A 13034-nucleotide genomic window follows, 5' to 3' on the forward strand; every position below is an offset into this window, starting at 1 on the left:
ATGCGCAACGAGACGTCGTACTTGCGCAACCTAGGTGCTCAAGTAGCTGCTTCATAATAGAATAGAGTATCAGGAGGTCGGATCCTATTTGCTTCAATTCCCAAAAGGCTGTATTATCAGCTCTGCGCTTGATACTAAGCTAGGTACGGCGGGTTTTGACCGCCGCGGGTACACTGGTCTGATCACTATTTGAGTGTTTGCTATGCAGCTAGATAAGTTGCTCAGATACGTATTCATCCCGTTTTGTGAAGCCAGGCAACGGCTAGCCTTTTCCCTGCATCTTACTATCTGAACACCAACTCTAAACCCTTTCCGATGAAAACGACGACTGCTCTCCAACTCTGCGCCCTGACCTTGAGCCTAGGTCTGATTTCCTGCTCGGCTTCCGCCCAGGAAAAGCAAACGCGCCAAACCGGCGATTTTCGCGCAATTAAGGCGAGCGGCGCGGTCAACATTATCTTAAAGCAAGGGGCAACTACCTCGGTGGTGCTGGAGTCAGGAAGTGATGATGTGTTAAAATATATCCGCACGGAAGTGGAAAATGGGGTGCTGCGAATCTACCGCGACAAAGACGGTGGAGGGCTCCGCACTTGGCTGCCTACCAAAGACAATAAAATAGTGGCCTACATCACCACGCCCCAACTGACTGGCTTAGAGCTAAGTGGCGCTACTGATGTAAAAAGCGAATCGATTTTCTCCGCCAATACCTTTACCATCAAAGCCAGCGGCGCCAGCGACGTAACCCTCGGTGTGAAAGCTACTACCCTCAGCGTGGAAGCCAGCGGCGCCAGCGACATCCGCCTTAACGGCCAAGTAGAGAGCCAGCAGGTGCACATCAGCGGCAGCAGCGACTATCGCGCCTCCGAGTTGCTGAGCAAGCGCGCCACGGTAGAAGCCAGCGGCGCCAGCGACGCATACGTGTCGGCCGAAAGCCTGTCGTCGCACGCCTCTGGGGCGAGTGATGTGCATAATAAAAGCAAGTCGGTAGGAGTACGTTAAGTTGTTAGCTGCTTCAATCTAGGTTCATAAAAAAGCCTCATCCAGTTCTGGATGAGGCTTTTTGCTTAGTTGTCAACTAAAAGTTGGAAGACCGTCATGCTGCGCTGGTCGAAGCATCTCTCCCGCTTCGTTGTGTTAACATCAGAATTACCACTGCGGTAGAGATGCTTCGACAAGCTCAGCATGACGGTCTGGTGAGCTCACTAACAATGCTCACTAAGTTATTTCATCTCCATAGTAGCAGTTCCTACTTTTTTAAGCGTCACCGTTTTGGGGTCGACGGTGATTTCGCCTAGGCGCTTGGCAACAGCAGGTGTCATGCTTTCCTGGTAGCGACCATGCAAGTAGCCCGAAAGGAACTTCTCGGAGGCAGCAATCATAGCTAGGTTGTTTACGGGGCGGGCAAAGCCGTGGCCTTCGTCGGGGGCTAGGATGTATTGCACGGGGTAGTTCCGGTCGCGCAGGGCTACCACGATTTGGTCGGCTTCGACCTTGTTGACGCGCGGGTCGTTGGCGCCTTGCACCACCATCAGCGGCGTCTTAATCTTGTCGGCGGAGTTTAAGGGCGATTGGCGGAACATCTGCGCTTTGCCAGCTTCCGTATTGGGGTCGCCCATGCGGGCGTACATCTGCTTGCGGCCCGCTTCCCAGTAGGGCGGAATGGCGTTGAGCAGCGTGACTAGGTTGGAAGGCGCCACAATAGCCACCGCCGCCGCATACACGTCGGGCGTGAAGGCCACGCCGGCTAGGGTTGCGTAGCCACCGTACGAACCGCCCATGATACCCACGCGCTTGGGGTCGGCAATGCCCTGCTCTTCCAGATATTTTACGCCCCAGGTGAGGTCGTCCTGCATTTTCTGGCCCCACTCGTTGTTGCCCGCTTCCAGAAACTTCTTGCCGTAGCCCGTGGAGGCGCGGAAGTTCGGCGACAGTACAGCGTAGCCGCGGTTAGCTAGGAACTGATGGTAGGCATTGAAACCGTACATGTCGCGTGCCCACGGGCCGCCGTGCGGGAAAATAACCACCGGTAAGTTCTTCGGATCGACGCCTTTAGGCAAGGTCAGATACGCCGGGATTTCCAAGCCATCCGATGATTTGTAGCGCACCACCTGCATGGGAGCTAGGTCCGCGACGGGCAGCTTGGGGCGGGTTTCGTACTGTTTGGTAAGCTGTTTCGTTTGGCGGTCGAAGAGGTAAGCCACACTCGGGTGCGTAGCATCGGTAGCCGACAGTAGCCACAGGCGCTCATCGGTGGTGTGCGACACGGGGTACACATCGAGATTCGGCAGCTTGGCCGCGACGGTTTTGAAGTCCTGCTCAAACGTCTTGTCCAGCCACACGCGGCGCATCCGGTCGTCGTTGTAATCCACGAGAACGGGCTCGTGCGTTTTCTCCGAAATTTCCAGCGCCCCCACATCCACGCGGTGCTGCGGATCAGCGGCGAACAGTTTTTCCTGGCTCGTGGCGGGGGCCATCAGCACAATTTCCGAGAGGTTGCGGTCGGCGCCCTTGTTGGTGGTCAGGTAAACGTGCTGATTATCTTTGGCAAAGCCAACGACTTCGCTGTCCTCATCGAGAGAGGTTTTGTAGAATGGCGTCATCTGGTCGCCGTTCACGCGCAGCCACTCGTAGCTGCCGTCGGCGTTCGCGCGAGCGGCGAGGCGGAGTTGGTCGTTCCAGTCGAAAGTCCAGCTCGAAATGCGGTCGGTATTCTTGCGCACCAGCGTCTTCGCGCCGGTAGCTAGGTTCAGTTTGTAGAGGTCGTGCCACGCTTTGTCGCGGTCGTTGAGGCCGATGTAGAGCGTGTTGGGGTCGGTAAGGGGCACGTTATAAATTTCCACGCGCACGCCTTTGAGGCCCGTCAGGTCGCGGGCAGCAGGCACTTCTTGGCCGGCAGCCCGCTTTTCAGCGGGGTTCACGGCGTAGATATTAAAGTTTTCGTCGCCGCCTTTATCCTGCACATAAAGCAGATACTTGCCGTCGCGGCTCCAGAAGTAGTTGCGTACGGGCCGGCTCTGGTCGTTGGTCATGGGCCTAGCTTTGTCGAACGGCTCCTTCAGGCCTTTCACCCAAATGTTGCGGGTACCTTTGTAGGGCTTAATGAAGGACAGAAACTTGCCATCGGGCGAAAGCTGACCGCCCGAAATCTCTGGGTCGCCGAAGAGTAACTCCCGATCAATGAGTGGCGGCAAGCCCTTTTGGGCCGACACCACCAACGGTAGCAAGGCCAAAAGCAGGCAAAGAATAGTAGTTGATTTTTTCATCAGCGGGCTAGGTAAGCTTATGGTTTGAAGGAAGTTGTAAAGAGTGAATAAGTACAGGTATAACTAGGTTAAATTCAAATTTTTAGCTAAATATTTAAAAGCTAAAGCAGGACAATGCCGCACTTAGCTCCAGCTTAGCACTACTGGTACTTATGCGTTACTTCTGAGTGGCAGACGTACCTTTGTTGTATGGCCCGCATCCCCAAAGAAACCGTTGATCAAATCATACACCTCGCCGACATTGTGGAGGTGGTAGGCGACTTCGTGACGCTGAAGCGCAAAGGCCAGAATATGTGGGCTTGTTGCCCGTTTCACCACGAAAAGTCGCCGTCGTTTTCGGTGGCGCCGGCTAAGGGACTGTACAAGTGCTTTGGCTGCGGCAAGGCGGGCGGTGTGATTCAGTTCATTATGGACATCGAGGGCACCAGCTACGTGGAGGCCCTGAAGTACCTAGCCAAGAAGTACGGCGTTGAGATTCAAGAAGAAGAGAAAACGCCAGAGGAGCAGCTCATTCAGAACGATAAGGATTCGCAGTACATCGTTTCGAACTGGGCCAAAGACCACTACCACAAGCTGCTCACCGACACCGACGAAGGCCAGAGCATCGGCCTAAGCTATCTGCGCCAGCGCGGCCTGAACCAGCAGACCATCAAGACCTTCGAGCTAGGCTACTCGCTCGACCAGTGGGACGACCTATTGAAGTCGGCGGAGAAAGCCGGCTTTGAGCGCAAGTACCTGGAAAAGACGGGTCTGGCCATTGAGCGCAAAGACGACCAAGGCAAAGACACCGGCCGCCGCTACGACCGATTCCGGGGCCGGGTAATGTTCCCGATTCACAACATTTCGGGCCGCGTGATTGGCTTCGGGGCGCGCACGCTCAAGGCCAACGACAAGAGCGCCAAGTACCTAAACTCACCCGAATCGGACATCTACCACAAGTCCGACGTGCTGTATGGCTTGTACCAAGCTAGGCAGGCCATTCGCAACGAGGAAGTGTGCTACCTGGTGGAAGGCTACCTCGACGTGCTGAGCTTGCACCAGGGCGGCATTCGCAACGTGGTGGCTTCGTCGGGTACCTCGCTCACGGAGAGTCAGATCCGCCTAATCGGGCGCTACACCGACAACGTGACGGTGCTCTACGACGGCGACGCGGCGGGCATTCGGGCCTCGTTGCGCGGCATCGACTTGATTCTGGAAGGCGGCCTGAACGTGCGCGTCGTGCTGTTTCCCGACGGCGACGACCCCGACAGCTACATCCGCAAAGTCGGCGACCAGCGCTTTAAGGAGTATCTGGATAGCAGTAGCCAGGACTTTATTAGCTTCAAAACGAACCTGGTAGCCAAGGAAGCCGCCCACGACCCGGTGAAGAAGGCCGAGGCCATCCGTGAGGTGCTGCAAAGCATTGCCAAGGTGCCCGACCCGATCAAGCGGCAGGTGTTTTTGCAGCAAACCAGCGGCACCTTCGGCATTGATGAGCAAGTGCTCATTACGGAGTATAACAAGCTAGTAAAGAACTCGTCGGGCAAAGCAGCGGGCGGAACGCCGCCTAGCAGTAGCAATACGGCGGCAAGACCAGCATCGTCGCCAGCGCCTACCCGAGGCCCGCAGTTCCAACCCGAACTCAGCCCCGAGGATGAAGCCGCTATGTACGGCGCTACCGAGGAGCTGTTCGGTCCATCAGCGGCTGATGCTACAGCTGCCGACCCGGACGCCGAGCCGGTGCCCGACGTGCTGCAAGCCTGCGAACGGGAAGTAGTGCGCTTGCTGCTGCTCTACGCCGCGCAGCCCTTGGCCGAAGACATCAGCGTGGCGCAGTACCTGTTTAGCCAGCTAGATGAAACACCCATCCGCACGCCCATCTACGCCGACATGCTGCACTTGTGCCGCCAAGAAATGGAGCAAGGCCGCTGGCCCGAGGTGCGCACGTTCATCCAGCATGGCCGCGGCGACATTCGGAGCTTGGTCAGCGACCTAGCTACCGAAAAGTACGAGTTGAGCCCCAATTGGAGCACCCACCAGATCTACGTGCCGCGTGAGCTAGATCAGCTCCAGCAAGCCTGCGACAACGCCATCTTGCGCCTAAACAAAGTAAACGTGCAGCGTGAGCTATCGGCCCGCCTGGATTCTCTGCGCGAGCCCCTCGACGAGGAAACCCTCATGGAAACGCTGCACGCCGTGAAGCTGCTCAAGCAGATGGACGACCAACTCGGTAACATGCTGGGCACGGTGATTCCGAGAGGAGCCTAACGCCTCGTTCAAGCTAGCTTTGCTATTGAAAACTAGAGCTAAAGCTCACTCTGCTTTCATACCCCTCTAAACCCATGTGGAAGCGTGCTGCCGCTTTGAACCGCTTTATGGTGTCGTTGGTGCTGGCGTTGGCTAGCCTCACCATCGGTGTCATTGGCTTCATGCTGATTGAGCACTACAGCCTGCTCGACGCCTTTTACATGACCATTACCACCGTCTCGACGGTGGGGTATGGCGAGCTGCACCCGTTTTCGCCGGCGGGGCGGCTGTTCGTGTCGGTGTACATCTTCTTCAACCTGGTTTTTATTGCCTATTTGATTTCGCAGCTCACCACGTATATCTTCAACGGGGAGCTGCGCACGCTATTCAACATGTACCGAACCGACCAGGAAATCAGAAGCTTTAAAGACCACGTAATTGTGTGCGGCTTCGGTCGCAATGGCAGCAAAGCCTACGCTGAGCTGCTAGCCAACGGGGCGCGCGTAGTGGTGGTGGAGCAAAACCAGGAACTGCTGCGCGCAGCTACCGAAAACGGCGCCGGCCCGATTGCCGCTATTTTCGGCGATGCTACCGCCGACGAAACCCTGCTGCAAGCGGGCGTAGAGCGGGCCCGCGCCCTCATCACAGCCCTGCCCAAAGATGCCGACAACGTATTTGTGGCGCTTACCGCCCGCGGCCTCAACCCGGACCTGAAAATTATTGCCCGGGCTAGCCTCAAAACCAGCGAAAGCAAGCTGCTACGAGCTGGCGTCGATTCGGTGGTGATGCCGGACGAGATTGGGGGCTCGCACATGGCCAACCTAATTATGCGGCCCGAGGTAATCCGCTTCCTAGACATGATTAGTGGCCTAGGTCCGAACAAGCTGCGGCTGGAAGAGCTACGTTATCAGGAGTTTCGGCGCGAGTGGCAGGGCCGCAGCATTCGCGAGCTAGATGTGCGCTCCCGCACCGGCGCAACTATTATTGGGCTGCGTCTGCAAGACGGGGAAGTGCTCGTGAGCCCTAGCGCCGACACCCGCCCCGCACCCGGCGACGTGCTACTACTGCTCGGCACCGACGACCAAGTGCGGGCCGTGATGCAGCAGTTTCACGTATAGCCCATGCCAACTGAGTAACGGAGTAACTGAGTAAGTTTGCCACACGATAATTGCTCGTTACTCCGTTACTCTGTCACTCAGTTACTCTTTCGTGCATATTCTTCAGCTTTGCTTTCGCGTACCGTTTCCTCCCACCGATGGGGGAGCCATTGCCATGTATGATGTCACCGCGGGCCTCGTGCATGCGGGGCACCGCGTGACGGTGGTGGCACCTAACACGCACAAGCACTGGCAGGAAGCAAATGTGCTCGACCACCTAGGTCCCAACGTGCGGCTGGTGCCCGTGCCGGTTGATACGCGCCTGTCGCCGTGGAAAGCCCTGCGAAATTTGCTCGTTGGCAAGCTGCCTTACAACGTAGAGCGCTTTGTGAGTCCCGCTCTGGCTGACACCCTAGCCAACCTGTTGCAAACGGAAAACGTGGATGTGGTGCAGGTAGAAGGCACGTTTGTGGCCTGGTACCTCGATGTTATTAAACGCGTGAAGCCTAACCTGCCCGTGATATTGCGGGCGCATAATGTGGAGTACACCATCTGGCAGATGCTCGCCGAGCGGGCCCAGAACCCCTTGCGCCGTTTTTACTTGCAGCACCTAGCCAAGGGCGTTAAGCAGTTTGAAGAAAAATACTTGCCCCGCTTCGATGCCATTGCGGCCATCACCGAGCCCGACCAACGCCGCTTGCGCGCCCTCGGCTGCACGGAGCCGGTGGTCTTCATCCCCGCCGGCGTCGACCTAGCCCGTATTCACCCCGACCCAGCTCTTCAACCCCAGCCACAAACTTTGTTCATGATCGGCTCCCTGGATTGGCTGCCGAACCTAGAAGGGCTCGATTGGTTTTTGACGAATGTGTGGCCCGCCGTGCAGGAGAAATTGCCCGATATGGAGCTGCACATTGCCGGCAAAAATCCACCAGAGCGCCTGCAACGCTTGAAAGCCAAGAATGTGTTCATGCACGGCTTCGTCGCGTCGGCGGCGGAGTTTATGCAACGCTATGAGATGATGCTGGTGCCGTTGCTATCGGGTGGCGGCATGCGAATCAAGATTATTGAGGGCATGGCCATGGGCAAATGCATCCTTAGTACGGGCCTAGGTTCCGAGGGAATTCACGTTTCCAACAACGACGACATCATCGTGTGCGACGAGCCCAGCGAGTGGGTCGACCGCATCGTGCGCTATTCCCAGGGCGACATCAACTGTGCAAAAATTGGAGAGGCCGCCGCCGAAACTGTCGGCCGCCTCTACGACAACCGCCGCGTGGTAGAACGCTTCCTGGAACTCTACCACCGCTTTACGCCCGCTACGGTATGATAGATCTGGTGGCAATATTTGTGCTCTGGGGGAGCTTGCTACTGGTGGCGCACACGTACGCGCTGTTTCCGGTGCTGCTCGGTCGGTTAGCGAAAGGAAGGCAGCCCAATACCAACGTATTTGCCCCAAATGCCCCCGACTTGCCCGCCGTCGATATTCTTTTGGCGGTGCACAACGAGGAGCAGGTGATTGAGGAGAAAATTCGCAGCACCTTCCACACTACGTACCCGCTCGACCGGCTCACGCTCTATATCGGCTCTGATAACTCCCAGGACCAAACCAACGCGCTGGTAGAACGCCTCGCGGCCAAGTATCCCGGCGTGCGGTTCCGGCCTTTTTACCAGCGCACCGGCAAGCCCGGTGTCATTGAAGCCCTGGCCCAAGAGGCCACGGCCCCAGTGCTCGTGCTCACTGATGCCAACGTGTTTTTCGAGACAGATACGATTTATCAACTAGTCAAACACTTCCGGAATCCGGTTATCGGGCAGGTTGGTGGCAACATCATCAACCCGGAGCACCGGCGCGAAGGAATTTCGGGTCAAGAAAAGGCGTACCTGGAGCGCGAAAACATGATTAAGTACCAGGAAGGCGTGGTGTGGGGCGCCATGATTGGGGCCTTCGGGGGCTGCTTTGCCGTGCGCCGCCGTGCCTATCACCCGGCGCCGGCCTCGTTCCTAGTCGATGATTTTTATATCTCTATGGCCGTGTTGCGCGATGGGTACCAGGCCATCAACGAGCTAGAGGCCGTGTGCTACGAGGATGTATCGGACCGCGTGACGGAGGAGTTCCGCCGGAAGGCGCGCATCTCGGCGGGCAATTTTCAGAACCTGCGAGTGTTCCGCGGGCTGCTGCTGCCGCTTTGGAACGGCCGCGCTTTCGCGCTCTGGTCACACAAGGTGCTGCGCTGGTACACGCCGCAACTTTTGCTTCTGATGCTGCTGGCCAACGTGGTGCTGGTGGTGCGCGGCGCGGGCTGGTTTTATCAGCTTTCCTTGCTTGGGCAGGTGGGCATGCTGGCGCTGGTCGGGTTCGATTGGCTTATGCGCCGCGTGGGATTTCATTCGCGCATCTTGCGTTTTATTACGCACTTCTATAGCATGAACGCGGCCTTGCTACTCGGCTATTGGCGCTACTTGCGCGGTGTAAAAACGACCGTGTGGCAGCCCACGCAACGCTTCCAGCAGGCCAAATAAAAGCAGCTAGGCTAACAGCGCGCCGTTAGAACAGAGCGCCTTATTTCACCTCTAGGTCATCCTTGGATGGCAACGCGGGGAAAGGAGCGTGTGGCTCAGTTTGGTACCAGTACGCCACCGAGGCCACATCATCTTGCAGGGGCAAGTAGCGCCCATTGTAGCGCCACCCTAGGGCCTGAATCGTGACGCGCAGATCCTGAGTGAAGCGAATCGGATCGGGAATGTGCCAGCGGTACATGCCAAAGCGCTGCTGGGAGCGGTACAGCCCGTCGGGGCGGATGACTTGGTGTAAGCCCGCGTAGGGTGTGGAGTACTCCTGGTACTGGTGCGCTTTCTTGTTTTCGAAGTTGTAGGAACCTAGGAAGTAGTCTTCGGTGCCGGTGCCGTTGATGGTCGGGAACTGCCCGTCGCCGTCCAGGAAGAATTTTATTTCTCCTTCGCCCCACCAGTCGCTGCTGTTCACGCCCCAGGCTAGGTAGGTGCCTACGTACTGCCCGCGGCCCTTCACGCCGTCCAGAATAGTGTAGGGAACCTTATACGTAGTGGGGTTCTGGCGCCGAAATTGGGCGTGAAAATATGCCGCGTCGGAGGGCACATCGGTGAGGGTGTAATCGACCTGATAATACAGGTACATATCCTTTTCGTCGATATTTTCCAGCGTGATGCGGCACTTCTTGCGGAAGGGCATCTGCCAGTAAGAGTTGAAGGCGCTGCCCGGATTCACGGTCACCGGAATAGAGTTGAGCAGGGCCGTCTCACCCCAGCCTTGCCCAAAAAAGTCGCCCACGGGCACTTCCACCGAAGGCGTTTTTTCGTCGTCCCAGTAAATGCGCAGGATGGAAAAGCGCCACAAACCGGTCGGCGTCAGCCAAAAGTGTTGGATAGCCCCCGGGCCCTCAATGTCGGCGACCACCGCCGTTTGGCCCGCCTTGATGATAATGCTGGGGCTGACCTTCCAGCCTAAGCCTAGGTCGCGGGAGGCGTTTTGGCCGGTGCCAGTGGTGGCGCGCCCGCCTTGGCCTTTTGCCCCCGTAAAGTTCTCGGGGCTGATGGAGCGGCTCTTGGCATCGGAGAGGCGGTAAAGATTACCTAGGTCGGAGCCCAAGCCGTTGAAGGTAGTTCGCTGAGCCAAGCCTGGCAGGGTGCTCAACAACATACAACACAGCACGATACACAGGAAGTATTTCATGAGGGAGCGGGTGGGTAGTTTGGGAGAAATGAGAGCAGCAGTAAATCAAGGTGCGCAAACGCTCGCATAATTGAAAGTGCGAAGAAGCGTGCGTCGGTTGTAATGCGGCCAACGTGCCGAGCGCAGGCTTTGCGTTGTGGGCTTTTGGATTGCTAGGGGCGTCTCCTTAGGTTTAAGCAATCGGGGCGACCCACCGGCCGGCCCGACCTCGCTTTTTCCCCTTAGCACGTATGAATTTCTCGAAAACTGCGCTTCACCTGAGTCTGATCTGTACTGGGCTCGGCAGCTTCTCCTGTACGCAACAGAAGTCGGAGGCTACTGCCACGGCTGCCCCCGCTGCTTACTTCGCTGGCGACACAGCCCGGGTCAAAACCGGCGGTGTACAGGTAATCCCGATCACCACACCGAAAGGCAAATTCAACGTCTGGACGAAGCGCTTTGGCAACAACCCGCGCATCAAAGTGCTGCTGCTCAACGGCGGCCCCGGCGCCACGCACGAGTACTTCGAGTGCATGGAAAGCTTCCTGCCTCAGGAAGGTATCGAGTTCATCTACTACGACCAGCTCGGCTGCGGCAACTCCGACAACCCCCAGGATACGGCCATGTGGAGCTTGCCGCGCTACGTGGAGGAAGTGGAGCAGGTGCGCCAGGCTCTACACCTTGATAAGGACAACTTCTATCTGCTAGGTCACTCCTGGGGTGGCATCCTGGCGGCTGAGTATGCCTTTAAGTACCAGCAAAACCTCAAGGGCCTTATCATCTCGAACATGATGATGAGCTGCCCCGACTACGGCAAGTACGCCGACAACGTGCTAGCTAAGCAGATGAAGCCCGAAGTGCTGGCCGAAATCCGGCAAATCGAAGCCAAGAAGGATTTCAGCAATCCTCGGTACATGGGCCTGCTCGAACCTAATTTCTACGCGGAGCACCTGTGCCGTATTGTGCCTAACCCGGAGCCCGTTACCCGCGCCATGAGCAAAACCAATCAGTCACTCTACGTGACCATGCAAGGGCCCAGTGAATTCGGCATCTCCGGCAAACTCACCAACTGGGACCGGACCAAAGACCTGCCCAAGCTCAGCGTGCCGGTGCTCTCCATCGGCGGCAAATACGACACCATGGACCCTGAGCACATGCGCTGGATTGCCACGCAAGTACAAAACGGCACTGCGCTCACTTGCCCGCAGGGTAGTCACATGAGTATGTACGACGACCAGCAAACCTACATGAAGGGCCTGACCAAGTTTATCTTAGGCGTTGACAAGGGCGAGAAGAAGGTAGCGCTGTAACTCGCCCCTTACAAAGCCATGAAGCAACGGAGTGGCTAAGGGAAATCGTTAAAAAAGCCTGCTTGGCTGCTCTGCCACGCAGTTACTCGCCGAAGGCGTAACTTCGCGGTGCCGCTGTTGGTTATTCTGGCTGAGCAGGCCCTTATACTGCTCGCACATTATATGCTTGACTCAATTGAAGACGCTATTGCCGATATCCGCGCCGGCAAAGTAGTGATCGTGGTAGACGACGAAGACCGCGAAAACGAAGGTGATTTTATCTGCGCGGCGCGTTGCGCTACCCCCGAGGTAATCAACTTCATGGCCACCCACGGCCGGGGCCTCGTGTGCGCGCCGCTCACGGAAGAGCGCTGCGACGAGCTAGGGCTGGAACTGATGGTCGGGCGCAACACCGCCCTGCACGCCACGCCCTTCACCGTGTCGGTCGATTTGCTGAAGAACGGCGTAACGACCGGCATATCGGCCTCCGACCGCAGCAAGACCATCCTGGCCCTCATCGACCCCGAAACCAAACCCGCTGACCTAGGTCGGCCGGGCCACATTTTTCCGCTGAAAGCGCGAAAAGAAGGCGTGTTGCGCCGGGCCGGTCACACCGAAGCCGCCGTCGACCTAGCCCGGCTGGCGGGCTTTGAGCCAGCCGGAGTACTGGTCGAGATTCTGAAGGAAGATGGCGAGATGGCCCGCGTACCCGATTTAGAGGAGGTGGCCAAACGCTGGAATCTGAAGCTGATTTCGGTGCAGGACCTCATCAAATACCGCCTGAAAGCGGAAAGCTTGATTTCCCGCGACATCTCCGTGAAGATGCCCACCGAGTGGGGCGATTTTGACCTCTACTCGTTTACCCAGCGCTCCAACGGCGCCCAGCACCTAGCCTTGGTGAAAGGCGACGTTAGCGGTACCGAGCCGGTACTGGTGCGCGTGCATAGCTCCTGCGTGACGGGTGATATTTTTGGCTCCTGCCGCTGCGACTGTGGCCCGCAACTGCACCGCGCCATGCAGCAGATCGACCGGGAAGGCCGCGGCGTGGTGGTATACATGAACCAGGAGGGCCGCGGTATTGGCTTGCTCAACAAGCTCCGGGCCTACAAGCTGCAGGAGCAAGGCCGCGATACGGTAGAAGCCAACCTGGAGCTAGGCTTCGGCATGGATGAGCGCGACTACGGCGTGGGTGCTTCCATTCTGCGCGACCTAGGTATCACCCAGATGCGCCTGCTCACCAACAACCCGCGCAAGCGCACGGGCCTGATGGGTTACGGCCTCGAAATCGTGGAAACGGTGCCCATCGAGATTGAACCCAATCAGCATAACCAAAGTTACCTCACTACGAAGCGCGACAAGCTTGGTCACACAATTTTGACTAAAATGCGGCCGGTAGCGTCTGCGTCCGGCACGGTGACAAACGAGTCATAACCAGCGACGGGCGGGACGCGTTTTCGGCTTCTCTATACTT

General features: G+C 57.4%; 9 protein-coding genes. 7 read left to right on the forward strand and 2 right to left on the reverse strand.

Translation table 11 applies throughout. The features are described from left to right. Positions 1 to 315: 315 nt before the first annotated feature. Positions 316 to 999 (forward strand): head GIN domain-containing protein, encoded by a 684-nt coding sequence (locus tag BXP70_RS11155; RefSeq protein ID WP_086594137.1) that lies wholly within the window; start codon positions 316 to 318, stop codon positions 997 to 999. 221 nt (positions 1000 to 1220) lie between these two features. On the opposite strand, the gene BXP70_RS11160 is transcribed toward BXP70_RS11155, so the two are convergent. Next, positions 1221 to 3263: a S9 family peptidase gene (locus tag BXP70_RS11160; RefSeq protein ID WP_086594138.1), complete on the reverse strand. Its 2043-nt coding sequence runs from the start codon at positions 3261 to 3263 to the stop codon at positions 1221 to 1223. 189 nt (positions 3264 to 3452) lie between these two features. On the opposite strand from BXP70_RS11160, the gene dnaG reads away from it, so the two are divergent. From dnaG to BXP70_RS11180, 4 genes are all read left to right on the forward strand, one after another. Then, on the forward strand, positions 3453 to 5510 hold the full coding sequence (dnaG, locus tag BXP70_RS11165; protein ID WP_086594139.1) for a DNA primase: 2058 nt from the start codon (positions 3453 to 3455) through the stop codon (positions 5508 to 5510). A 74-nt stretch (positions 5511 to 5584) separates the two neighbouring features. Continuing rightward, positions 5585 to 6607: a potassium channel family protein gene (locus tag BXP70_RS11170; protein ID WP_245849601.1), complete on the forward strand. Its 1023-nt coding sequence runs from the start codon at positions 5585 to 5587 to the stop codon at positions 6605 to 6607. Positions 6608 to 6698: 91 nt separating this feature from the next. Then, positions 6699 to 7913: a glycosyltransferase family 4 protein gene (locus BXP70_RS11175; RefSeq protein ID WP_143436458.1), complete on the forward strand. Its 1215-nt coding sequence runs from the start codon at positions 6699 to 6701 to the stop codon at positions 7911 to 7913. After that, positions 7910 to 9106 carry a glycosyltransferase gene (locus tag BXP70_RS11180; RefSeq protein WP_086594141.1) on the forward strand — a complete coding sequence of 399 codons (1197 nt, stop codon included), beginning with the start codon at positions 7910 to 7912 and terminating at the stop codon, positions 9104 to 9106. The genes BXP70_RS11175 and BXP70_RS11180 overlap by 4 nt, the downstream gene beginning before the upstream one ends. A gap of 40 nt (positions 9107 to 9146) precedes the next feature. Here BXP70_RS11180 and BXP70_RS11185 read toward each other — a convergent pair whose 3' ends face one another. After that, positions 9147 to 10295: a glycoside hydrolase family 172 protein gene (locus BXP70_RS11185; RefSeq protein WP_086594142.1), complete on the reverse strand. Its 1149-nt coding sequence runs from the start codon at positions 10293 to 10295 to the stop codon at positions 9147 to 9149. Positions 10296 to 10525: 230 nt separating this feature from the next. Here BXP70_RS11185 and BXP70_RS11190 point away from each other — a divergent pair, with 230 nt between their 5' ends. Both BXP70_RS11190 and BXP70_RS11195 read left to right on the forward strand, forming a co-directional pair. Next, positions 10526 to 11584, forward strand: coding sequence for a proline iminopeptidase-family hydrolase (locus BXP70_RS11190; RefSeq protein ID WP_086594143.1), 1059 nt, complete (start codon positions 10526 to 10528; stop codon positions 11582 to 11584). Positions 11585 to 11746: 162 nt separating this feature from the next. Continuing rightward, positions 11747 to 12994 carry a bifunctional 3,4-dihydroxy-2-butanone-4-phosphate synthase/GTP cyclohydrolase II gene (locus BXP70_RS11195; protein ID WP_086594144.1) on the forward strand — a complete coding sequence of 416 codons (1248 nt, stop codon included), beginning with the start codon at positions 11747 to 11749 and terminating at the stop codon, positions 12992 to 12994. Positions 12995 to 13034 lie beyond the last annotated feature (40 nt).

Origin of the sequence: Hymenobacter crusticola, from assembly GCF_002154225.1 — a bacterium.
In the GTDB taxonomy this organism is placed as follows: Bacteria; Bacteroidota; Bacteroidia; order Cytophagales; family Hymenobacteraceae; genus Hymenobacter; species Hymenobacter crusticola.